The following is a 22,767-nucleotide window of genomic DNA, read 5'->3' as shown; positions in this document are numbered from 1 at the left end:
CCGTAATCATGGGTCTATACCCACGAAACCCCTTGTAAGTCATCTTGGCTGTCTGTTTCTCTGCTTGCATATTGCCAGGGGGTGTAACCTCTGTTTGAACCAGGTAAAGGCATATGCTGGTCTATTAAGGTTTTTATTCCAGAGTTTTTGAGGAAGGCATCAACAAGAGCAAGTCCTGAACGAGGGGTGATAGGTTTGTTAGTTTTTAGGATTTTGAAGTTAAGAGAGTTTTGCGGCATAATGGCACCCTCTTAGATTTAGAAAATTTTTTCACCCAATGGGTGATATTATAAATCGTTTAGAGCAATTGGAAAATGGGGAGATTATGGATGATTATAAATTTTTATCGAGAAATTAGGGAGAAGAATATATAACTTCCAAGCTTTAAAAGGAGGGGGTGGGGAACAAAAGGATATATGTTTCAACCGAAAGGATTTTTAAAAATAAAAAAAGCGCCCCCGGAGGGACTCGAACCCCCAACCTACGGCTTAGAAGGCCGCTGCTCTATCCTGTTGAGCTACAGGGGCACTTAAGCAAAGTGAACTTGTCTACAGGTCAAATTTTAATCAATTTTTTTGTTTTGACAAGTCTTTTTTTAGGTTTATAATTATTTCTAATATGATTAAATTAGTAGACTTTTTTGGAAGCTTGGAAAAAGAAAAAGTAGCGTCTCTTTTTGAAGGTCAATTTCCCTGGGAGGCCTTAAAAAAACTAAAGACTTTTTTAAACGATATCGTTCCTCCTATTCCTAAAAAGATTCCGGTGGGATGTCCTTTACCAGAAACTGTATTGCTTACCGGAGAAGGAGAGGTTATTCCTTTGAAAGACCTGGAATTTGGAGAAGAGGGGTATTATTTTAAGGGGGAAAGGGTAGAAGGGGCTATCCTTATGGCAGGGGCGTTTTTGGGTAGTGAGAAGATCTTCTTTGAAAAAGGGGTAAAAGTGGAGCCTTTTGCGATGATAGAGGGTCCTGCCTATTTTTCACAAAACACAGAAATTCGGCAAGGAGCTTATGTAAGGGGTAGTGTGTATACCGGGGCTGGTTGTGTGGTAGGTCATACCACCGAGGTAAAAAACTCTATTTTTTTAGCTCAAGCTAAAGCTGCGCATTTTGCTTATGTAGGAGATAGCATTCTCGGGGCGCAGGTTAACCTTGGGGCAGGAACCAAGCTGGCTAATCTAAAGTTTAACAAAAAAGAGATAGTGTTAAACATAGAGGGGGAGACCATAAAAACAGGACTTAGAAAGTTCGGGGCAATTTTAGGAGATGGTTGCCAGACAGGTTGTAATTCGGTCTTACAACCAGGGACTGTTTTAGGCAAGTCTTCTTTTGTCTTCCCTGGACGGGTGGCTGGTCCTGGCTTTTTTGGCCCTTTTACTAAAATAAAATAATTGGAGGTTTTAAATGAAAAAAGGTTGGTTAGTGGGATTTTTGGTTTGGATGTTTATCCTGGGAATACAGGTGGTTTATGGAGCAGAATCCAAGGTTTTGGCAGAGGTTGGTCCATATAAGCTTTATGAAGAAGAGGTCGAAAAGATTCTTAATCAGGACCCTCAGGTTCAGGAGATTCTTAAGTCTTCTCCAGAGGCTAAAGAGAAGATTAAAAAGACGTTGATAGATAAATGGATAACCTTAAGTTTATTAGGGTTGGCTGCTAAAGAAGAAGGTATAGATAAGCTTCCTGAGGTTCAAAGGGATTTAATCAACATAGAAAAACAAATTCTTGCGCAAAAATACCTAAAAACTAAACTCGAAAATATTAAGATAACCGAAGAAGAGTTAAAAGATTATTATCAAAAACATAAGGATAGATATGTAGAACCTGAGGCGGTTGAACTTAAGCATATTTTACTTTCTCTTCCCTCAGATGCCAAAAAAGAAGAAGCAGACAAGGTGCTTAAAAGGGCTAATCAGATTAGGGCGCAGATCCTGAAAGGTGCCAAGTTTGAAGAGTTGGCTAAAACCTATTCAGATGACCCTAATTCCAAGGGAAAGGGAGGAAGCTTAGGGGTTATTAAAAGAGGAGAAACAGACCCTCAGTTTGAAGCCAAGATCTTTAGCCTTAAACCTGGAGAAGTAAGTCATCCTATGAGGTCAAACTATGGATATCATCTCATAAAAGTAGAAAAGAAAATTCCTGCAAAGGCCTTAACTTTTGAGCAAGCTAAAAAGCTGGTAGAAAATGATTTAAGGGAGGAAAAGGAAGAGGCTTTGATGAAAGAGTTGATAGAAAAGCTTTCTCAGAAATATTCTCCTAAGGTGTATTAAGAAATACGCTTTTAAAAGGAAAGAAGATGGTAGAACTTAAAAGTATAGAAAGTTTAAATTTAGTAGACCTGTGCTTTCTTTGTGCTAAGAACACCACCTCTTTATTGTTTTTAGACATAGAAACAGAAGGTCTATCTAAGGAAAAAAACGACATTACCCTTATAGGGGTCTATACTCAAGGGAAATATTTACCTTTTATTAAGGGGTTAAACTTAGAGCGTTCTCTTTCTCTTCTAAAGGTTTCTCCTATCTGGGTTACCTTTGGAGGGGAGAGGTTTGATCTTCCGTTTATCAAAAAACGTTTCCCTGAGGTTTCGATGCCGGTAGTTCATTTAGACCTTTATTTAGCCTCTAAACTGGTGGGGTTAAATGGGGGGCTTAAGAAGATAGAAAAAGCTATTGGGATAGCAAGAGAAACAGAGGGTATGAATGGTTATCACGCGGTAAAACTTTGGCAAAGATGGGTGGAAGCCAAAGACAAAAATGCTCTAAGAAAGCTTATTCTTTATAATAAAGAGGATGTGGTAAATTTAAAAAAAGTGTTTGATTATGTGGTTAGTAAGCTTGCTGAGCAAAGAAAAGAAGGGCAAAAGGGAGGGGAGATAGATGAGGTTAGGTCTTCAGCGATATTTTAAACAGTATAAAGTCATCTTTCTTGTTTTATTTTGTTTTGCCTTAGGGTTTGCCAGCAAGACTTTCTGGGAAAAAAGTAGTTTTAAATCAAAGCTTATCGCTCAGGATGGAAAGATAGTCAACCAGGAAAGTTTAAATATGGCGCTTAAGCTTTCTGAGGCCTTTTCCTACTTGGCAGAAAAGGCTGCTCCAGCGGTGGTTTACATAGAAACTGAGAGGACGGTTGCAGCAACTCCTTTCCCCTTTGACTTTTTTAGAGATCCCTTCTTTAGAAACTTTCCATCTTTACCAAGATATAAAGAAAGAGGTGCAGGTTCAGGTTTTATCGTTTCTTCTGACGGGTATATCGTAACCAACAATCATGTAATTCAGCAAGCTCAGAAGATTACAGTAAAACTTCTTGATGGCAGAACTTTTTCTGCAGAAAAGATAGGGGCAGACCCTTTATCTGACGTGGCATTACTTAAGATTAATGCCAAAAACCTTCCTACCCTTTCTTTTGGGGATTCAGACCTTATCAAAACAGGGGAATGGGTTATAGCTATCGGAAACCCATTTGGTCTTACCCACACCATAACTGTAGGCGTTATAAGTGCTAAAAGCAGAAGTGGTATAGGAATTTCTGATGTAGAGGATTTTATCCAGACAGATGCAGCGATTAATCCTGGTAACTCAGGTGGTCCTCTTATCAATCTTAGAGGAGAAGTTATTGGCATGAATACTGCTATTTTCAGCCGTTCTGGCGGATACATGGGGATAGGGTTTGCTATTCCAAGTAACATAGTAAAAACTGTGGTAGAACAACTTAAGTCTAAAGGAAAGGTCGAAAGAGGTTTTTTAGGAGTTACCATTCAAGATTTAACTCCTAACCTGGCCAAGGTGCTTGGGGTTAAAAATGTTACCGAAGGTGCAGTAATAACAGAGGTAGTTCCAAACTCTCCGGCCTATAAAGCAGGCTTAAAAGAAAAGGATGTTATTATAGGGTTTAACGGAAAACCTGTTAAGAATGCTTCAGAGTTAAAAAGTTATATTTTAATTACCAAACCAGGAACAGAGGTAATGCTTGACGTTGTGAGAGGAAATCAGGTTGAAAAGATTAAAGTAGTGGTAGGATCTCCTCCAGAGAATGCTATTTTTTCAAGGGCAGAGGTTGAAGAAGCTCAAGAAATTTTAGAACAGTTAGGGTTTGACGTAGAAGAACTTACCCCAGCTCTTGCCAAAAGATTAGAGTTAAAACAAACCAAAGGAGTAGTGATTACCGAGGTTATTCCTGAGTCTCCGGCTGATTACGCCAACCTTACCCCAGGGATGGTTATCGACGAGGTAAACGGAGTTAAAGTTTCTAATCTTAGAGATTTTATCAAAGGCCTCAAAAAAGCCGCTCAATCTAAAACGGTTTTGCTGGGGATAAAGGTAAACGGAGGAAGAAGGTTCGTTTCTCTAAGTCTTGAGGAGATGTAAAAACTATGGATGTAAGAACTATAAAAAAAGTTTTATTGAAGTCATTATTTTGTGGTTTTTTCTTGGTCCTACTTTTGGGCTCTTATCTTCAGGCTGCAACCAAAATAAATCAGATAGTAGCGGTGGTAGGAGAGGAGTTTTTGACTTTGTATGAGCTTGAGGAACTTTGTGCACCGATTTATCAGAGGTTTATAAAACCAGAAATGCCTTTAGAGGAAAAAGAAAAGATAAAAGAAGAGATCAGAAAGAGGGTTTTAAACGAATGGATAGAGGATACGTTGGTAGGTTTAGAGGCTAAAAAATACGGTTTTAAGGTAGAAGACGAAGAGTTAGAGGCCTATTTAAAGGAAGAGATTAAAGCCGCAGGAGGAGAAGATAACTTTAAACAAACGTTGAAAGAAAAAGGCTTAACCTTAGAAGAATATAAGAAGAAGGTCAAAGAAAATCTTCTTAAGATTAAGCTAGTCCAGTTTATGTTAAAGGAAAAGGTGGTGGTTACGGATGATGAGTTAAAGCCACTTTATGCTGAGGAAATCAAAAAATACGATAAATCTTTCAGGTACTGGCTTGCAGTTCTTATCACCAAGGAAGAACCTCTAGCTAACACCGTGTATGAAGAATCTATTAAAGGAAAACCTTTGGAAGAGTTGATAAAAGGCCTTCCTAAGGAAAAAGTAAGCTTTTTTAATGAAAGTTTTAAAGAGGAAGAACTTGACCCAAGGGTTTTAGAAAAGGTTAAAGAGTTGAATACTGGGGAGTTGTCAAAACCTTTTAAGGTGGGAGATAGTTTTTACCTTATCAAATTAACCAAAAAAGGAGAAAACGAGCCTCCTTCTTTTGAGGAGTTAAAGCCAAAACTTAAACAAAAACTTTTTGAAGAAAAAGCTCAAAAGTTTATAGAAAAATGGGTTAAAGAGTTAAAAGAAAAAAGGTATGTCAAGGTTTATCTTTAAAATCAGATGCTCTTTTCTGTTGAGGGGATAGTCCTTTCTAAGGAAAGGATAGGTGAAATAGACCTTTTGGTTGAAACCTTAACCCCTAAGGGAAAACTCTGGGCGATAGCTAAAGGAGCCCAAAAGAGTAAAAGAAGGTTTGTTAACCTTCTTGAAGAGTTTAATCTACTTAACCTTCATTTAAGAAAAACCCTCAAAGGTGCTCTTCCTATTTTAGAAAAGGCAGACCTTATATTTATTCCAGAAAGTCTATGGGGAAACTTAGAAAAGTATGTATTTTTTTCTTATATGGGAGAGGTGCTTTCTAAGGTAAGTTTTAAAGGGTTAGAGGCAGAATATTTTAATTTCATTAAAGATTGGGTTAAATTTTTAGATAAGGAACCCAAACTTACCTTATTTCATAAGTTTTTTTTTGAATGGAAAATGTTTGGATTTTTAGGTTGGAGCCCTCAGATAGAGGTTTGCGTAAGATGTGGTTATCAGCCTAAAAGGATTTTTTATTTTTCTGTAAAAGAAGGAGGGATAATTTGTTATCGCTGTAGGCAAGAAGGAGATCTCAGACTTTCAGCAGAACAAGTTGAGGTTTTAAAAATTTTTAGTAAAATGTCTAAGAATAAGGAAGATTTGGAAAAGGTTATGAAAAAAAAGGTTCTAACCTTTGAAGAATTAAAGGTGTTAAACAGCCTTAGCGAAAGGTTTTTCAGTTATTTTTTAGTTTTTGAATTTAATTCTTTACAGACCTTAAAAGAAACATTTAGAGTTTAAAGGGGTTAGATTAAGATGGAAAAATTGGTAAATGAAAAACTTTTTGAAGAAAAACAGTATGTTCTTGAAGGTCTTGCAGCTAAAGAGTCATGGCGACTTTTTAAAATACTTGCAGAGTTTGTAGAGGGGTTTGAGGTACTACCTCGGATTTATTCTGGGGTGACAATTTTTGGTTCTGCCAGAACCACTCCTGACCATCCAGATTATCAAAAAGCGGTAGAGTTAGGCAGGTTGCTTGTAAAGGCTGGTTTTTCTGTGATAACTGGAGGTGGTCCAGGTATCATGGAAGCTGCCAATAAAGGAGCAGCTGAGGCTAAAGGATACTCTGTAGGTCTAAACATTAAACTTCCTTTCGAGCAGGCCCCGAATCCTTATGCTAATATAAAACTGGAGTTTAGATATTTTTTTGTTAGAAAAGTAATGATGGCAAAATATTCAGTAGCTTTTGTTTTTTTTCCTGGTGGTTTTGGTACCTTAGATGAGATGTTTGAGGTGTTGACTTTAGTTCAGACCAAAAAGATAAAACCTGTACCTATAGCTTTGGTAGGGAAAAACTTCTGGACTCCCCTTCAAAGTTGGATTAAAGATTATCTGCTTATGAATAACAAAATCTCCCCTAAGGACATCGAGCTTTTTAAGATAGTAGAAACTCCAGAAGAGACTTTAGAATACATAAAGGAATACTTATGGATTTAACCTCTAAACCTCAGCATGTTTTAGACATTGCCTCTCTTTCTTCAGAAGAAATAAAAAGTTTTTTAGAACTTGGTGAGGCCCTTAAAGAGATTTTAAAAAGGCCTATTCCTAAGGTACCTACCCTTAGAGGACGGTTGGTTGTTTTGTTATTTTATGAACCTTCTACCAGAACAAGGTTTTCTTTTGACAGGGCAGCAAAAGCCCTTTCCGCAGACACCCTAACCTTTTCTGCAAAAGGTTCAAGTATAGAAAAAGGAGAAAGTCTACTTGATACGGTTAAAAACTTAGAGGCTATAGGGGCAGAACTTGTAGTTATACGACATCCGATGGAAGGAGCTCCTCATTTTATCGCCAAACATGCACATATTCCTGTAGTTAACGCAGGAGATGGAACACATGAACATCCTACCCAGGCGTTGTTAGACCTTCTTACGGTAAAAGAAAGGTTGGGGGATTTTTCAGATATAAAGGTAGCGATTTTAGGGGATATAAAACATAGCCGGGTAGCAAGGTCAGATATACTTGCTTTTCAAAAGATGGGAGCTAAGGTATATGTTTCAGGCCCTGCACACCTTTTGCCTACCTCTTTAGAGGAGGAATATTTTAGAATTTATCCCGGGGGTTTTAAGGTTTGTTATGACCCTAAGGAAGCTATAAGAGATGCAGACGTAGTGATTGCTCTAAGGGTTCAAAGAGAACGGCACGGAAAACCTCTTATCCCAAGTTTTACAGAATATCAGACCTTTTTTGGGTTAACCTTTAAAGAGTTAGAGTTAATAAAAAAAGGTGCCCTTCTTATGCATCCTGGCCCGATTAATTGGGGAGTAGAGCTTTCTCCAGAGGTAGAACAATATTCTTTTCAAGTTATCCTTGATCAGGTAGAAAATGGCGTAGCCATAAGGATGGCGATCCTTCTTAAACTTTTAACAGGTGGTAAAACCTATGAAGTTACTCATTAAAAAAGGAAGGATAATAGACCCTTCTCAGGGGATAGACCAGATAGGAGACCTTTTGGTTGAGGAAGGTATTATTAAAGGCATAGCAGACGATATTCCTTCAGACCAATATACAAAAGTTTTTTGGGCTGAAGAGAAGTGGGTTTTACCTGGTTTGGTAGACATTCATGTCCATTTACGAGACCCAGGACAGGAGTGGAAAGAAGACATAGAAACCGGGACCAGGGCTGCTCTTTATGGAGGGGTTTTAAGGGTTGCTTGCATGCCAAACACCGTGCCCCCAAACGATACCCCAGAAATCACCAGCTATATCCTTAAAAAGGCTGAAGAAAAAGGTTACGTAAAGGTATATCCTATCGGTTGTATCACCAAAGGTCAAAAAGGGGAAGAACTTACAGAGTTTGGGAGGCTCAAAGAAGCAGGAGTGGTAGCGGTATCTGACGACGGAAAATGGGTGGCTAACTCAGAGGTAATGAAAAGGGCTTTGCTTTACGCTAAACAGTTTAATCTTGCGGTCATCTCCCATTGTGAAGACCCAACCCTTTCTCAAGGAGGACAGATAAACGAAGGCTTCTTTTCAGCCAAGTTAGGACTAAAAGGCATACCCTGGTCTGCAGAGGTGTCTGCGGTAGTTAGAGATTTACTTCTGGCTAAAGAAACCAGACAGCCGGTACATTTAGCCCATCTGTCTTGTAAAGAAGTTATTACTTTTTTAAGATGGGCTAAAGAAGAAAACATTCCTTTTACTGCCGAGACCTGTCCTCATTATTTTTACCTAACAGAAAAAGAGGTAGACGGATATAATACTTTAGCCAAGGTTAACCCTCCTTTAAGAAAGGAAGAAGATGTTTTGGCGATAAAAGAGGCTCTAAAAGAAGGGTTGATACAGGTTATTGCCAGTGACCATGCTCCTCATAGCGTTTTAGAAAAAGAGTTAGAGTTTAGCTTAGCTGCACCAGGAATGATAGGACTTCAAACCTTACTTCCCTTGAGTTTGAGCTTGGTAAAAGAAGGGTGGCTGAATCCTTTAAGACTAGCAGAATGTTTGATAACCAACCCAGCTAAAGTAATAAACATAGAGCCTCCAAGTTTTAAGTCTGGTAAAAAGGCAGAATTTATCGTTTTTGACCCAAATAAACAGTACGTGTTAGAACCAACTCTTATTCAGTCTAAAAGTAAGAATACCCCTTTTCTAAATAAAGAACTTCAAGGAATAACCGTTTTAGCTGTAATCGGGGAAAAGGTTTGGGAACTTAATCAACCTGTGTAGTATTCTACACAGGTGTTTAAAATTTTTATCACCCTCCCTTTGTTTTTTATCCTTAAACCCTAAATAATTTCTTAGAACTTTTAGGCATATTTTTTGCTTTAAAATTATTCAGATATCCTAAGTTTGAGGAGGATTGATGCAGTATCAAAAGACTTTATCAGGAAAGGTTAGTTTAGAAGGTCAGGGCATATTTACAGGTAAGACCATAAAGGTGGAGATAGAACCAGCAGGGATAGATACAGGTATTATTTTTGTGAGAGAAGATTTACCTGAGAAACCAGAGATCCCTTTAAAAATAGAGAATATATTCGGTCTTGACGGGGCTACAGCGATTACCGATGGAACTCATATTATCTATTTAGTGGAACATCTTTTATCTGCCTTACACGGATTACAGATAGATAACGCCATCATCAGGGTATATGGGGAGGAGGTTCCTCTTTTAGATGGTTCAGCTTATCCTTGGGTAAGACAAATCCAAGAAAAGGGCTACCAATATCTCTTTTATCCCAAAAAGAAGTTTAAAATAAAAAAAGTTTTTAGTTATAAAAACGGGCATGGAACTATCGTGTTTAAACCTTCGGACACCTTGAAGATTAAAGCGTCTATTTCTTTTGACCATCCTGTGATAGGAAACCAAGAAATTTCACTGGAAATCAATCCTAACAATTATATCAGAGAGGTTTGTTTTGCTAGGACTTTTGGTTTTAAAGACATTTTGTTAGAGCGAATCAAGAAGGGCATTTTAAAAGGAGGGGATCTTTCAACGGCTATCGTTCTTGATGGAGAAAAGGTGTTAAATCCAGAAGGTCTTAGAAGTCAAGACGAGTTTGTGAGACACAAGGTGCTTGACCTTGTAGGAGATTTGTTTGGTTTAGGAGGATGTTTGATCGCTGAGGTAGAGGCGACTTCTTCTCATCACAGGTTACATATAGAGGCTTTAAAAAGTCTTTATGCTTCTGGTCTGGTAGAAGAGATAGAGGAGAGGGCTTTAACTTTTTTGTTGGTTTCTAAAAGAAAGAGATTTTAGTTGTACTACAGATTAAGCTACTTAGAGATTTTAACCTCTCCTATTTGATGGACAAGTCCGTCAGGGTTTTCAAACTGTTTTTCAAGTTTTAAAAGGTCTATCTTGTAGTCTTTTTCACCTAAGAGTTGGTCTAGCTTCTTTAAGATATAAACCAGAGGGTTTTTGATTTTATTTTCTATGTCAGGAAAGGCTTGAAGATAGATTTTGTTTTTTTCTACGGCGATTTTATAAGGTTCATAAACTATAAAAACTTTGGTACCTATAGGTACGGTTTTGTATAAGAATTTGATATGTTGAGGATACATCCTAATGCACCCATGGGTGCTTCTTCGACCGATGCTGTAGATTTTGTTGGTTCCGTGGATGGCATAAAGTCCTTTTGATAGATAAAGGGCGTATTCTCCCATGGGGTTTTCAGGTCCAGGGGGGACTACATCAGGAAGGGCTGGGTCCTCAGCTTTGATAGAGGGAGGAGGATACCAGTAGGGTTTTTCTTTTTTTCCTTTGATAAAGTAGGTGTCTAAAGGAGGGAGTTTCCCTTCATCTCCAATACCAATGGGAGCTATAAACATAAAAGGGGGATTAAAAAAATAAAGTCTCATTTCTGGAAGGTTTACTAAAATATAGGGATCTTGGGATTTGAGAATAAATTCCTTAGGGACTAAGATCTGATAAGGAATGATTATGGTCTGGTTGGTTTTAGGAAGCCAGGGGTCAACTTCGGGGTTGGCAAGCAATAAATGTTGATACCCTACTTCAAAGGTCACTGCCAAATCAACTAAGGTGTCACCTTCCTTTATGGTATAGGTCTGATTTTTAAGATAAATGTGTTTGTCAGGAACTATAGGAATAAACTGTAAGGGAGAGGTGGCAAAAGCTTGGAAAGATGATAATAAGAGGTAAAATAGAAAAATTAACGTTGAGGGGAAGAGTTTATGCGTTTTCATAATGTTTTGCAAAAAATAGGTAATACCCCAATAATTAAACTATCCAAGCTAAAAGTCAAGCCTTCGATAGAAATTTGGGGAAAAATCGAAAGTCAGAACCCAGGTGGGTCGATTAAGGATCGACCAGCGCTTTTTATGATAGAAGATGCCGAGAAAAAAGGACTTCTTACTAAGGATAAAATAGTCATAGAGGCGTCAAGCGGAAACACAGGAATAGGCCTTTCTTTAGTCTGTGCGGTTAAGGGGTATAGATGTATGATTGCTATGTCTGAGTCAGCCTCTATAGAAAGAAGAAAAATCATGCAGGCCTTTGGGGCTCAGATCCTTCTTACTCCTGCAGAAAAAGGTACTGACGGTGCTATAGAGGCGGTATATGAACTTTTGAGGAAAGAGCCTGACAAATATTTTTGTCCAGACCAGTTTAACAACGAGGCTAACTGGAAAAGTCACTATCATACTACAGGCCCAGAGATCTGGAGAGACACTGAGGGTAGGGTCACTCATGTGGTATGTGGGCTTGGAACTACAGGAACAGCCATGGGAATAGCCCGGTTTGCCAAAGACCACAATCTACCTTTTAAAGTAGTAGGGATCGAACCTTATCCAAAGCATAAGATCCAAGGCTTAAAGAACATGAAAGAGTCTTACCCTCCGAGTATTTATAATAAAAAACTCCTTGAGAGGGTAATCAACGTAGAAGACGAAGAAGCCTTTTACTGGGCAAGATGGCTTGCTCGGGAAGAAGGAATCTTTGTCGGGATAAGTTCAGGGGCAGCTTTGGCAGGAGCTTTAAAACTGGCAGAAACTTTAGACCAAGGTTTGATAGTGGTTATTTTTCCAGATGGGGGAGAGCGTTATCTTTCTACCCCCCTTTGGTCTTTTGAGGTAAAAGACAAAAAAAGAGAAGAGGCATACCTTATTGTTTTTAATACCCTTTCTGAAAAAAGAGAACCCTTTTTTCCTCTAAATTCTTCTGAGATTAAGATATACACCTGCGGGCCTACTTTAAATCTGCGTCCTCACATCGGTCTTTATAGAAGGCTTATTACTGCAGACGTGCTAAAAGAGTATTTGAGGATTAAAGGTTATCAGGTGAGACATCTGATTAATCTTACCGATTTTGATGATAAAACCATAAAAAAAGCCTTAGAAGAAAAAATCCCCTTACAGGAGATAACCATAAAAGTAGAGGACGAGTTTTATCAAGATGTTGAGTTTTTAAACCTTAGCAAGGCAGACCTTTATCCCAAAGTAAGCCAACATCTTTCAGAAATGGCGGACCTGGCTTTAAAGGTGGTTGAGAAAGATAAAGCTTACGTAAAATATGGGAGTGTTTATTTTGATATTTCCAGGCTTGAGGATTACGGAAAACTTTCTAAGGTTGATCTTTCTCGTTTAAAACCTGGGGCTACCATAGACGTTGAAGAATATGATAAAGAAGAACCTTTTGACTTTGCCTTGCTTAAAAGAGTGCATATTCTTGAGTTAAAGGAGGGGTATTTTGTAGATACCTCGATCGGAAAGGTCAGACCTACCTGGCATATCCACTGTGCTGCTTTGATACTTAAGTATTTAGGAGAGGAGATAGATTTCTTTACAAGTGGAATAGACCTTCTTTTCCCTCATCATGAAAACACCAGGGCGGTTTTAAAAGCATTGACTGGAAAGGAGGGTGCTCGTTACTGGCTTCATACCGGTATGGTGTTTTATCAGGGGAAAAAACTTTCTTCAGAAAATAGGATAACCGTTGAAGACATTAAGGCAAAAGGGTTTAGCGGAAGAGAACTAAGGTTTTACTTTTTAAGAACTCACTACAGAAATCCCTTTAATTTTAGTTGGAAAGGACTTGAGGAAAGTGCAAAAATTTTACAAAAGATCGACCAGCATCTTGGTTTAATAGAGGCTTCAGCAAGAAATAACAAAGAAGATCCTTCTACTTGGTCTTTTTTAGAAAATTTTGGTAAAAGCTGGGAAAAGGCCTTAAAAGAGGATTTAAACACCCCTGTGGTTATTTCAGAGCTTATCTCTTTCTTAAAAAAACTTTATCCTTATTTAAAGCAAGGGATTAGTGTCGAGTTTAAAGAAAAGGTTTTTGAAAATCTTCAAGCCCTTAACAGGGTGTTAAAGGTGTTAAGGTTTTCTAAAAAAGTCATGGACGAAGAAATACTCAAGCTAGTGCAATTAAGAGATGAAGCCAGAAAAAAAGGAAATTTTGAAGAAGCAGACCAGATAAGAAAAGAATTGCTTGCTAAAGGATTTTGGGTGTTTGATTTCCCCTGGGGTACGGAGGTGGTGAGTTTAGAGGTATGACCAGAAAGATATCAGAGGTATTACAAGAGATTTATCAGAGGCTTTTTGAGTTTTTTGGGCCTCAAAACTGGTGGCCTGCTGAGACCCCTTTTGAGGTTTGTGTAGGGGCTATTCTTACTCAGAACGCTGCCTGGAAAAACGTAGAAAAAGCCATTAGCAACTTAAAACAAAAGGGACTGCTTAGTCCTCCGGCCCTTTATCAGCTTCCTGTAGAGAAATTGGCTGAACTTATCAAACCAAGCGGTTTTTACAACCTAAAAGCTAAAAGGCTTAAGTCCTTTGTAGAATTTTTGATGTTAAACTATCAAGGCAACCTTGATCTTATGTTTAAAAAGCCTATTTCGCACTTAAGGGCAGAGCTTTTAAATATAAAAGGTTTGGGCAAAGAGACGATAGACAGCATCCTTTTATATGGAGGCAACCTTCCTGTTTTCGTGGTTGACGCCTATACTTATAGAATCTTAAACCGACATTTTCTTGTGCCTGAAGAAACTACTTATGACGAAATCCAAGCCCTTTTTATGGAAAATCTCCCTCCAGACCCGCAGCTTTTTAATGAATACCATGCTCTTTTAGTAGCCTGTGGAAAAAGCTTTTGCAAAAAAAACTCCCCTTTATGTGATCCCTGCCCTCTGAAAGGGCTTTAAGTTGGGCACTCTATGATAGGATTTATCTTTGCTCTCCTTGCCGGATTCTTGGTAGCTTTAAGCGATGCTTTAAATAAGAAATATTTTTCTGATAAAGGGACTCCTTACATGGTGTTTGCAAGGACTGTAGGGAGTGTGCCTTTCCTTTTGCCTCTTTTTTTGTATCTTACCTTTTTTAAAGGTGTAGGGGTAGGATATTTTTCCCCTCAGTTTATGGTAGTAGTAGGTATTTTGCTTGGTTTAGAAATTTTAGCTACCTTTCTTTATATGAAAGGAATAAAGGTTTCTCCCCTTTCTGTTTCTGTGCCTTTTCTTTCTTTTACCCCTGTTTTTATCATTCTTACAGGATATTTTTTACTTGGAGAAAAGGTCTCTTTTGAAGGTGCTATGGGGATTTTACTGGTGGTAGCTGGTAGTTATGTGATCAATCTTCCTGTTGTGAGGTTAGGGTGGTTAGAACCAATCAAAGCCATCAAAAAGGAAAAAGGGAGCTTTCTTTTACTACAAGTAGCTCTTATATATTCTATCACGTCTGTTCTTGGGAAAAAAGGGCTTCTTCTAACAGACCCTTTGTGGTTTTCTTCTTTTTATTTTACCTTGCTTGGGATTTCGTCAGGACTTGTGGTTAAGGTTTTTTATAAAATAAAGGAATGGTCTTTTTTAAAAACTCACCTCAAAGGCATATTCTTGGTAGGCCTTACTCAAGCCCTTATGTGTTATTGTCATATGTTAGCCTTAAGTCAGCTTGAAACTGCTTATATGATAGCCCTAAAAAGAACAAGCATCCTTTTTTCGGTGTTTTTAGGTTATCTCCTTTTTAAGGAGTCTTATTTTGGATTAAGGCTGATAGCCGCAGGTTTGATGTTAACAGGGGTTTCTCTGATAATGTTTTTTAAGTAGGAGGGAAAATGTTTGCTCGAGGGTATGTTCAGGTCTATACAGGAGATGGAAAAGGGAAGACCACCGCGGCTGTGGGGTTAAGTATAAGAGCTTTAGGGGCTGGATTGAAGGTGGCTTTTCTTCAGTTTTTTAAGGATGGAACCTCTTCTGAAGTAAAAATCCTCAAGACTTTCGATAATTTGTATTATCAGCACTTTGGGGCGAAGGGATTTGTGTCAGAAGTAACTTCTGATCTAAAAGAAATTATCCAAAAAGGTTGGGAAGAAGCTAAAAGACTGGTATTTTCTAAAGAGTATAATATAATTGTTTTAGATGAGTTTACGTTTGCTCTTAATTGGGGTTTGGTTGAAGAAAAAGAGGTTTTGCAAGTCTTAAGGAATAAGCCAGAAGAGGTTGAAATAGTCATTACTGGAAGAGATGCCCCCAAAAGTCTTGTTGAGGTAGCTTTCTTAGTGACTGAGATGAAAAAGATTAAACATTACTTTGATCAAGGACTTAAGGAGAGAATAGGGATAGAAAGATGATAAAGGATGCAGTAGTGAACAAGGTGATAAAAGGAATTAGGTTAAACAAAGAAGAAGCTTTAGAAATTTTTAAATTCTCTCTTCAAGAGCTTGGATGGTTAGCCCGAGAGGTTAGGTTTAGACTTAAACCTGAACGGGTGGTAACTTATGTGGTTGATCGAAATATTAACTACACTAATATATGTGTTTCAGGATGTAAGTTTTGTGCCTATTATAAGCCTCCAGGTTCAAAAGATGGGTATGTGCTTTCTTTTGAAGAGTTGGGAAAAAAGATAGAAGAGACTTTAAGCTTAGGTGGGTATCAAATTCTTTTGCAAGGAGGACTTCATCCTGACCTACCTTTTTCTTTTTATGAAGACATGCTGCGTTTTGTTAAAAGCAACTTTCCTCAAGTGCATGTTCATGGTTTTTCTCCTCCTGAGATAGTGTTTTTCAGTAAACGATTTGGGTTGTCTATAGAGGAGGTTTTGGAAAGGTTAATCAAAGCAGGTCTTGACTCTATTCCTGGAGGTGGGGCAGAGATTCTTTCAGATAGGGTAAGATGCCTTATTTCACCAAACAAGGCTACCACAGAGGAATGGTTAAAGGTGATGGAGGTGGCTCATAACCTTGGACTTAAAACCACCGCTACCATGATGTTTGGACATATCGAGACCCAAGAGGAAATTATAGACCATCTTTTGAAGATACGATCCCTCCAAGACAAAACAGGAGGTTTTACTGCGTTTATTCCCTGGACTTTTCAGCCTAAAAACACAGGGTTGAATCACCTGATAAAAGCAGGGTCTGCCTATTATTTAAAAGTGTTAGCTGTATCTCGTATAGTGCTTGATAACGTTAAAAACATTCAGGTTTCTTGGGTTACTCAAGGTCCTCATATCGCTCAAATTGCTCTTGAATTTGGGGGTAATGATTTTGGTTCTACCATGATAGAGGAAAACGTAGTAGCTGCTGCCGGGGTTTCTCATAGGATGAGTGAAGAGGAGATCAGACATCATATCTTATCTGCAGGTTATATTCCTAAAAGAAGAAGGATGGATTATACCCTTTTAGAATAAGCATGAAAGAAATTCAAGTTCTTCCTTATCATCATTTTTTACTTCGCGCTAAATGGGTAGTCCCTGTAGTCTTGCCTCCGATTTTAGACGGAGCCGTAGAGATTAGAGAGGGGAAGATTGTTAGGGTTGGGGAGTTTTCAACCCTGTCTAAAGAAACTGTAGGAGCTAAGTTGATAGATTTTGAAGAAGCGGTGATCCTTCCCTGTTTAACCAACCTTCATACCCATCTTGAACTCACCAGTTTTAGGTTTAGGATCAAACCTTCGGAAAATTTTATAACTTGGGTAAAACAGATAATTAAACTAAAGGAAGAAACTACTCTGATAGAGTTAAAAGAAGGCGCAAAATTGGGGATTTCAGAGTTATGGAAAGAGGGGATAGGGCTTGTTGGAGAGGTCACAAATTCAGGGCTTACTTTAGACATTCTTAAAGGAAGCCCTTTATATGGTTATGTGTTTCGAGAAATTATAAATTTTAAAGGAGGGGTTAAGCTGCAACCTCTTGATAAGCAAGATTTGGACTCAAGGTTTAAGTTTACCTATTCAGCTCACGCTTCTTATACCGTTTCTCCTTTACTTCTTCAGGCAATAAAAGCCTACACCAGAAAAAGAAATCAGGTTTTTTGTATCCATTGTGCAGAGTCTAAAGAAGAGGTAGAGTTTTTTAAGACTGGCGACGGCCCAATAAAACACTTGTTAGAAGAAAGAAATCAATGGAACGAAAGCTTTTCTCCTCCTGGGATAAGCCCGATAAAATACTTAGCTAATTTAAATCTTCTTGATTACAAAACTTTGTTAGTCCATGTTGTCCAGTTAGACGAAGAAGATTTAGAGGTTCTTAAAACCTATAAGCCTAATGTTTGTGTTTGTCCCAGAAGTAATGTTTTTACAGGGGTAGGTCTTCCTAACTTACCTTTATTGTTAAAAGCAGGTCTTGAAGTAGGGATAGGAACAGATAGTTTAGCCAGCAATACCTCTTTATCTATCTGGGAAGAGTTGAAGACCCTTTATTCAGCCTTCCCTGAAGTATCTCCTGAAATATTTATTCAGATGGCTACCTTAAAGGGAGCTAAAATTTTAGGATATGAAAACCTTGGGGCAATTGTTCCTGGATATCTAACTAACCTTCTTGTAATTGAGGTATTTGATTACTTAACAGAAGATCCTAAAGAGATGATAGTATCTCTTATAAACTCTAAAAAGGAGGTTAGATATAGGATTTATGAATAAGCTGAAAATAGGGATTCCTCTTTACATAAACACACTCCCCTTACTTTTTTACCTTCCTAAGGAAAATCAAAGAATAGAACTTATGTTAGAGGTTCCTAAGAAGCTTAATCAACTTCTTAGACAGAATGTTTTGTGTGCAAGCTTAAGTTCAAGTATAGTCTATGCTAAAAATCCTCAAGAATTTTACCTTTTACCAGACCTATCGATAAGTGCTGTAGGAGAGGTAAAAAGTGTAGTGCTTTATCATAAAGAGGACCTTCAAGACCTTGACGGGCAACCCGTAGGGATAACCCCAGAGACCGAAAGTTCTTTTTGGCTTTTAAGGGTTTTACTTGAAGAGTTTATAGGGGTAAAACCTAAGTATGTAGAACTTTCTAAAAATTGGGGAGCTCTTTCAGACCAAGAGAGAGAAGAATTAAAGGGCTATTTAGCTATAGGAGATGAGGCTTTAATCCTTCAGCATAAGAAAGATGAGAGGTATGATATCACTGACCTTGCAGAACTGTGGTTAAAATATACGCATTTTCCGTTTGTTTTTGCTTTGTTTATTCTAAAAAAGGAGTTTATATCCTTTAAACAAGCACTGGCTGATTTTTGTTTAAATCTGTATTCTGCCAGGGCTAAAGCTTTTTCGAACTTAAAAGAGGTGGTAACCCATTCCCATCTTCATCTCCCTAAGGATTTTGTATACAACTATCTAACCCATTTAGAGTATGATTTTTCAGGGTTAAAACAAAGGGCATATCTATATTTTTGCGAGATTTTATACAAGAAAAAACTTATATCTTATATGCCTGAGCTCAACTTTTTCCCCATAGGATAAGGGTGAAAAATGAAGGTTGAAAAAAACTTTGTTAAAAACAAGTTTGACCGGATAGTTCGAAGGTATGACCTGGTAAACCTTATAGGAAGTTTAGGTCAAGACAGATTATGGAGACGTAAAGTTGCTTTATTGTTAGCTGAAGCCTCTCCTCCTCTGCTTGACCTTTGTTGTGGACCTTTTACCCTAACCTTAGAGGTCTATCGAAAGAGTAATTTAGCTAAAACCTTTGCCTTAGACTTTAGCTTTGAGATGCTTGCCTTCGGTAAACCTCGAATAAAAGATACCTTTATCTATCCTGTTTGTGGAGATGCAGAGGAACTACCTTTCAAGAACGACCATTTTGGGGGGATTAGCATAGCCTTTGGGTTAAGGAATCTACCTAACAAGGAAAAAGCTATAAAAGAGTTTTTTAGGGTTTTAAAACCAGGAGGAAAGCTAATCATCCTTGAATTTTCTTGGCCTAAAAATTTTTTAGTGCAAAGATTTTATGATTTTTACCTGAGTTATTATATGCCCCTTTTAGGAGGGGCTTTAACCGGAGACAAAGAGGCTTATATGTATTTAGCCGATTCTATAAAGGCTTTCCCGTCTCCTGAGGCTATAAGAGAAATGCTCTTAACCTCAGGTTTTTCAGAGGTAACCTATAGTCCTTTAACCTTTGGTATAGTAACCTTATATCAGGCTGTGAAGTAAACCTAATTTTTAGCTTTATGTAGCCCCACAGCTTCTTTTAAGGTTTCACTTTCTTTTAGCACTTGAGAGGCTACCAGGCTTGTGTTTTCTTGAGCTGTATAAAGGGCCTTTACTTTTTCTGCTATTTCATTGAGATCCTTAGAGATGTTTTCGATATTCACAGAGATGTCCTCACTTGAAGAAGCAATAAAGTTTATTTTTTCCTTTAATTCTTGGGTCTTTTCATAGATGTCTTTTAACATGTTTTCAGTTTGTTGAGCCATTTCTGCTCCTTTATTAACCTTTTCTATAGAGCCTTTTAGGGAATCTTCTACTGAAAAGACTTTCACTTGTATTTCTTTTATAACCTCTTCGATTTTATCTGTAGCTTTGGTGGTATTATCAGCTAATTTCCTTACTTCTTCAGCCACAACGGCAAATCCCTTGCCATGTTCTCCAGCTCTTGCTGCCTCGATAGTTGCATTAAGGGCTAATAGGTTGGTCTGTTCAGCTATGTCTTTTATCAACATCACGATAGAACCTATATGGTCTGAACTTTTTCTTAATTCATTAACCACCACCCCTAACCTCTCAAAGATGTCTTTTAGACCGTTTATTTCTTGTGAGAGATAAAAAGAAAACTCCATCCCCTCTTTAGAACTATCAGAGGTTTCACTGCTAAAATCTCGTATTTGGGATAGGTTTTGAACGATGTTAGACAGGGCTTCAGAAATATGGTTGGCAAACATAGTCATCTGAGATGATTTTTCGGTTAAAAACCTTAGGTTTTCTGTTAGCTCTGTTGAGACCTTAGATATGGTTGTAGAATAACTAAAGAGATTTTCTGAAATATCCTTGGCCTGAGAGAAAAATTTTCTTCTTTTAAGTATTATCTCATGGAGAAGTTGAGAGGCTACCCCAAGCTCATCGTTACCGTAAACCCTTATGTCAACCGTAAAATCTCCTTTATGAAGGGTAGCTAAAACCCTTTTGAGTTCTTGGGCACTTTTTCCTATGTTGTCGATAACCCTCCATCCCCAGACCAGCTCAACCAGAACTGCTATAAAAGAAAAAAGGGATAAAATGAGCGTTCCGTAGGTCAAAAAATCTTTGAGAGGTTTTTCTTTGATACCAGGTTGTACTTTCCAAGAGAGGTATAAAAAGACTATGTTAAGCAAAAACAAGATTAAAATGTTGAAAACCATCAAGTTCTGGAGTTTAGTCTTGATTTTGGTTTTTTCTTCCATCTAATCCCCCTTCGGAAATTTTTAAATAGTCTTACATTATAAGATTTTACAACATTTCTTCAAAGTTTAAAAATGGGGGTATGTCTACCATGGCATTTACTACCAGGTCTACCAGTCCGCAATGGGTTATTTTATACTTTTCAAATAGGTGATAAGTATGTTCCATCTCCCTTATGGTTCCTTTACAGTTAGAGCAGGTGGCTACTACCAGTTTTATTTTATCTTCTTTAAGGACATCGTGAAAGGTTTCCATTATTTGGCAAAGTTTGACTTTGATGCCTACTTTTTTGCGAAAGGTTGGAAAGTTTAAACTTCCCATGATAGCAAACCCACTTCCTCCTCCACAGCAATAGTTTTTAACCCCATTGGGGTTCATCTCTCTAATCCTTCCTTGTGGAACTATCCTGTTTAAAACCTCTCTCTGAGGCTTTACAATTCCCATAAGCCTTACTATGTTGCAGGAGTCATGTAGAGTAAAGTAAAAGTCGTTGCGAGAAGGGTCAAGTTTAAGTTTTCCACTTTTAACTATTTCCCAAACTAAAGGAAGGCAGCTTTCTCTTTTTATTTCAGCTAAAGGCGAGCTTGCAGGAAGTAATCGATCCAGTATTACGCAGAAAACCTTGTGTGCATGGCCACATTCACCAACCAGGATCTTTTTTACCCCTAAAGAATGTGCTATCTTTAGGTGATTTACCGCAATTCTTGCCAGTTCCACATCGTCATACCATGCACCGTAGTTAACTCCATCATACCCCAAGGGTTCACTGCTTATGGTATAGTTAATACCTGCGGCATCAAATAAGATAAAAAAGGCCTCCATGTGGTCTGGCCAGGAAATGTACTCCCCAGCATTGTGTATAAAAAGATACTCTCCCCCTTTTTTATCTACAGGAATTTTGATTTTTTTGCCGGTTTTTTCTGCTATTTCTTCTTCCAAAAAGGATATAGTATCTTTTATACCTTGAGGGTTCATCCCAGTTGAAGAACCAGCCTTTAGATGAAGCCTTGTTCCCTTTTGATGAACCTCAGGAGGAGCCCACCCTAATTCTTGACTAAATGACTAAAAAGTTTCCTAAGCTCTCTTGCTATAAGCCCATTATCTACTCCTATAGGGCAATAAAGAACACACCTTCTACAAAGAGTACACCTATAAGCTAATTCAAAAAGCCTTCTTATGAGATCATAAGTAATGTCTATTTCTTCTCCTAACAAGGCATTCAGCTTGCCGGTTAAAGTAAAATGTTTTTCGTAGATCTTTCTTAATATTTCTGACCTGAAGTTAGGACGGTAGACCTCTTTACGGCCACTTGCTAAGTATAGATGACAAGCATCAGCACAGGTGTTACACCTTACACAATTTTCTAAAGAAAGCTTAAGAGGTCTTATAAAGGTCCAGTTAGACTTTGGGTTAAGCAACTTTTTAAGGCCGCTTAAAAACCTCTTTACTATTTTTGCCTTTTCCTCTTGAGAGATAGGATCTGGCTGAGGGAACATGCTGTAGCCGTCTAAACTTAAATTATAGGTTTGATACCAATTTTCAGGAGTTTGATCTTTAATCTCTTCTATGCCAGGAATTTGTAACATTTCTTTTTCTTCTAATTTGAACAGAGGTTCCTTCCCAGGTTTAGAAAGTTCTTTAAAACATACCTTATCTTCTCTGTTTTTTTTTCTTCTAATTCCTGTCTTATAAAGTTGCAAAGACTCATGTTTACCTCCTTTTTCGGTCTTATCGATTTAGTTTTGTGCGTTTTCAAGCCAGGTTTTTTCAGGTTTTACATGAGGGCCAGACCATCCTACCTGGTAGCCCAGTTGTCTTTCTATAAGTTTTTCTATTTCACTTCCTTTAGACTGAGGCATGTCATCCCATAAAATTTTGTGGTAAGTAAGATACTTGGCTGGACCATGAAAAAATTTGGAAAAAGGAAGATATAATATAAATATGTTATATCTCCTTGTAGCAAAACTAATTTAGTTTCCCCAATAAATGTCTCCATGGCATGAAGCACCTCCTTTATTTAATTTAACCATTCTTCAATCTTTTTGGATATCCTCTGTAAAAACATGTATGCACAACAAGATGTTGGTCGTGTTAGATCAAAAATATATGTCCCTGAAATGTTGATTAGTTAGATCATTTTTCTGTCCCTGAAAAATTTTCCCCTTCATTTTACCTCCAAATAATCGGATAAGCAATTCATCAAGTTTCTTTTTTAATTCTACCAGGGATAACCTGTTATAATGTTCCTTTAAAGCTTCTTTTACTTCCTCGGGCACAGCTGAACTCTCCATGATCCTCTGGTATGGCGTCTTCGCCTGATCATAAACCTTCTTTATCACTCTACCTCTCTCATCTATTACCTTATGCTTCACTTTCATT

Annotated in this window: 24 protein-coding genes, 1 tRNA gene and 1 pseudogene; 18 read left to right on the top strand and 8 right to left on the bottom strand. The window is 37.9% G+C overall.

Features of this window, described 5'->3' with window-relative positions:
- Positions 1 to 14 precede the first annotated feature (14 nt).
- Positions 15 to 239 carry a hypothetical protein gene (locus tag H529_RS0108100; RefSeq protein WP_022856014.1) on the bottom strand — a complete coding sequence of 75 codons (225 nt, stop codon included), beginning with the start codon at positions 237 to 239 and terminating at the stop codon, positions 15 to 17.
- A 214-nt stretch (positions 240 to 453) separates the two neighbouring features.
- Positions 454 to 527: transfer RNA gene (locus H529_RS0108095), tRNA-Arg, on the bottom strand.
- 91 nt (positions 528 to 618) lie between these two features.
- On the opposite strand from H529_RS0108095, the gene H529_RS0108090 reads away from it, so the two are divergent.
- The 10 genes from H529_RS0108090 to lpxC all read left to right on the top strand — a co-directional run bounded on the left by H529_RS0108090 (position 619) and on the right by lpxC (position 10,033).
- Positions 619 to 1,392, top strand: a complete 774-nt coding sequence (locus H529_RS0108090; protein ID WP_028843137.1) for an LbetaH domain-containing protein — start codon at positions 619 to 621, stop codon at positions 1,390 to 1,392.
- Between the two features lie 13 nt (positions 1,393 to 1,405).
- Positions 1,406 to 2,269 carry a peptidylprolyl isomerase gene (locus H529_RS0108085; RefSeq protein WP_022856013.1) on the top strand — a complete coding sequence of 288 codons (864 nt, stop codon included), beginning with the start codon at positions 1,406 to 1,408 and terminating at the stop codon, positions 2,267 to 2,269.
- A 26-nt stretch (positions 2,270 to 2,295) separates the two neighbouring features.
- A complete protein-coding gene (locus H529_RS10675; RefSeq protein ID WP_022856012.1) occupies positions 2,296 to 2,904 on the top strand; it encodes a ribonuclease H-like domain-containing protein in 609 nt (202 codons plus the stop codon).
- Positions 2,876 to 4,363 (top strand): DegQ family serine endoprotease, encoded by a 1,488-nt coding sequence (locus H529_RS10670; protein WP_022856011.1) that lies wholly within the window; start codon positions 2,876 to 2,878, stop codon positions 4,361 to 4,363. The genes H529_RS10675 and H529_RS10670 overlap by 29 nt, the downstream gene beginning before the upstream one ends.
- Positions 4,364 to 4,368: 5 nt before the next feature.
- On the top strand, positions 4,369 to 5,316 hold the full coding sequence (locus H529_RS0108070) for a SurA N-terminal domain-containing protein (RefSeq protein ID WP_022856010.1): 948 nt from the start codon (positions 4,369 to 4,371) through the stop codon (positions 5,314 to 5,316).
- Positions 5,317 to 5,322: 6 nt separating this feature from the next.
- Complete coding sequence (gene recO, locus H529_RS0108065) at positions 5,323 to 6,081, top strand: DNA repair protein RecO (RefSeq protein ID WP_022856009.1); 759 nt, start codon at positions 5,323 to 5,325, stop codon at positions 6,079 to 6,081.
- A 15-nt stretch (positions 6,082 to 6,096) separates the two neighbouring features.
- Positions 6,097 to 6,777, top strand: a complete 681-nt coding sequence (locus H529_RS0108060) for an LOG family protein (protein ID WP_022856008.1) — start codon at positions 6,097 to 6,099, stop codon at positions 6,775 to 6,777.
- A complete protein-coding gene (locus tag H529_RS0108055) occupies positions 6,768 to 7,736 on the top strand; it encodes an aspartate carbamoyltransferase catalytic subunit (protein ID WP_022856007.1) in 969 nt (322 codons plus the stop codon). Before H529_RS0108060 ends, H529_RS0108055 begins: the two co-directional genes overlap by 10 nt.
- Positions 7,720 to 9,003, top strand: coding sequence for a dihydroorotase (locus H529_RS0108050; RefSeq protein ID WP_022856006.1), 1,284 nt, complete (start codon positions 7,720 to 7,722; stop codon positions 9,001 to 9,003). Before H529_RS0108055 ends, H529_RS0108050 begins: the two co-directional genes overlap by 17 nt.
- A gap of 136 nt (positions 9,004 to 9,139) precedes the next feature.
- A complete protein-coding gene (gene lpxC / locus H529_RS10665; protein ID WP_022856005.1) occupies positions 9,140 to 10,033 on the top strand; it encodes a UDP-3-O-acyl-N-acetylglucosamine deacetylase in 894 nt (297 codons plus the stop codon).
- A 17-nt stretch (positions 10,034 to 10,050) separates the two neighbouring features.
- On the opposite strand, the gene H529_RS10660 is transcribed toward lpxC, so the two are convergent.
- Complete coding sequence (locus tag H529_RS10660; protein ID WP_022856004.1) at positions 10,051 to 10,980, bottom strand: L,D-transpeptidase family protein; 930 nt, start codon at positions 10,978 to 10,980, stop codon at positions 10,051 to 10,053.
- On the opposite strand from H529_RS10660, the gene cysS reads away from it, so the two are divergent.
- Genes cysS through H529_RS0108000 form a run of 8 tightly spaced genes read left to right on the top strand, consistent with a single transcriptional unit; the run spans position 10,969 to position 19,164 of the window.
- Positions 10,969 to 13,290, top strand: coding sequence for a cysteine--tRNA ligase (cysS, locus tag H529_RS0108035; protein ID WP_022856003.1), 2,322 nt, complete (start codon positions 10,969 to 10,971; stop codon positions 13,288 to 13,290). The two genes, H529_RS10660 and cysS, sit on opposite strands and share 12 nt — an antisense overlap.
- The gene (locus H529_RS0108030; RefSeq protein WP_022856002.1) at positions 13,287 to 13,937 is read left to right on the top strand and encodes an endonuclease III domain-containing protein; all 651 of its coding nucleotides are present in this window, start codon (positions 13,287 to 13,289) and stop codon (positions 13,935 to 13,937) included. The genes cysS and H529_RS0108030 overlap by 4 nt, the downstream gene beginning before the upstream one ends.
- A gap of 12 nt (positions 13,938 to 13,949) precedes the next feature.
- Positions 13,950 to 14,837, top strand: a complete 888-nt coding sequence (locus H529_RS10655; protein ID WP_022856001.1) for a DMT family transporter — start codon at positions 13,950 to 13,952, stop codon at positions 14,835 to 14,837.
- 8 nt (positions 14,838 to 14,845) lie between these two features.
- Positions 14,846 to 15,361 (top strand): cob(I)yrinic acid a,c-diamide adenosyltransferase, encoded by a 516-nt coding sequence (locus H529_RS0108020; protein ID WP_022856000.1) that lies wholly within the window; start codon positions 14,846 to 14,848, stop codon positions 15,359 to 15,361.
- The gene (gene mqnC / locus H529_RS0108015; protein ID WP_022855999.1) at positions 15,358 to 16,419 is read left to right on the top strand and encodes a cyclic dehypoxanthinyl futalosine synthase; all 1,062 of its coding nucleotides are present in this window, start codon (positions 15,358 to 15,360) and stop codon (positions 16,417 to 16,419) included. Before H529_RS0108020 ends, mqnC begins: the two co-directional genes overlap by 4 nt.
- A gap of 2 nt (positions 16,420 to 16,421) precedes the next feature.
- Positions 16,422 to 17,648, top strand: coding sequence for an amidohydrolase family protein (locus H529_RS0108010; protein ID WP_022855998.1), 1,227 nt, complete (start codon positions 16,422 to 16,424; stop codon positions 17,646 to 17,648).
- Complete coding sequence (locus H529_RS0108005) at positions 17,641 to 18,471, top strand: menaquinone biosynthetic enzyme MqnA/MqnD family protein (RefSeq protein ID WP_022855997.1); 831 nt, start codon at positions 17,641 to 17,643, stop codon at positions 18,469 to 18,471. The genes H529_RS0108010 and H529_RS0108005 overlap by 8 nt, the downstream gene beginning before the upstream one ends.
- Before the next feature lie 9 nt (positions 18,472 to 18,480).
- Complete coding sequence (locus H529_RS0108000; protein ID WP_022855996.1) at positions 18,481 to 19,164, top strand: ubiquinone/menaquinone biosynthesis methyltransferase; 684 nt, start codon at positions 18,481 to 18,483, stop codon at positions 19,162 to 19,164.
- 2 nt (positions 19,165 to 19,166) lie between these two features.
- On the opposite strand, the gene H529_RS0107995 is transcribed toward H529_RS0108000, so the two are convergent.
- From H529_RS0107995 to H529_RS10645, 5 genes and pseudogenes are all read right to left on the bottom strand, one after another.
- Positions 19,167 to 20,390: a methyl-accepting chemotaxis protein gene (locus H529_RS0107995; RefSeq protein ID WP_022855995.1), complete on the bottom strand. Its 1,224-nt coding sequence runs from the start codon at positions 20,388 to 20,390 to the stop codon at positions 19,167 to 19,169.
- 46 nt (positions 20,391 to 20,436) lie between these two features.
- Positions 20,437 to 21,363: a (Fe-S)-binding protein gene (locus H529_RS11900; RefSeq protein ID WP_211209655.1), complete on the bottom strand. Its 927-nt coding sequence runs from the start codon at positions 21,361 to 21,363 to the stop codon at positions 20,437 to 20,439.
- A gap of 68 nt (positions 21,364 to 21,431) precedes the next feature.
- Positions 21,432 to 22,088 (bottom strand): 4Fe-4S dicluster domain-containing protein, encoded by a 657-nt coding sequence (locus H529_RS11895; protein WP_211209654.1) that lies wholly within the window; start codon positions 22,086 to 22,088, stop codon positions 21,432 to 21,434.
- A gap of 36 nt (positions 22,089 to 22,124) precedes the next feature.
- Positions 22,125 to 22,247 (bottom strand): hypothetical protein, encoded by a 123-nt coding sequence (locus H529_RS12110; protein ID WP_022855994.1) that lies wholly within the window; start codon positions 22,245 to 22,247, stop codon positions 22,125 to 22,127.
- Positions 22,248 to 22,484: 237 nt separating this feature from the next.
- Positions 22,485 to 22,767: pseudogene (locus H529_RS10645) on the bottom strand (hypothetical protein); the annotation flags it as partial.

Origin of the sequence: Thermodesulfobacterium thermophilum DSM 1276 (genome assembly GCF_000421605.1) — a bacterium.
In the GTDB taxonomy this organism is placed as follows: domain Bacteria; phylum Desulfobacterota; class Thermodesulfobacteria; order Thermodesulfobacteriales; family Thermodesulfobacteriaceae; genus Thermodesulfobacterium; species Thermodesulfobacterium thermophilum.
Note: the sequence above shows the minus strand (reverse complement) of the source record. Positions and strands in the feature narration are given on the sequence as shown.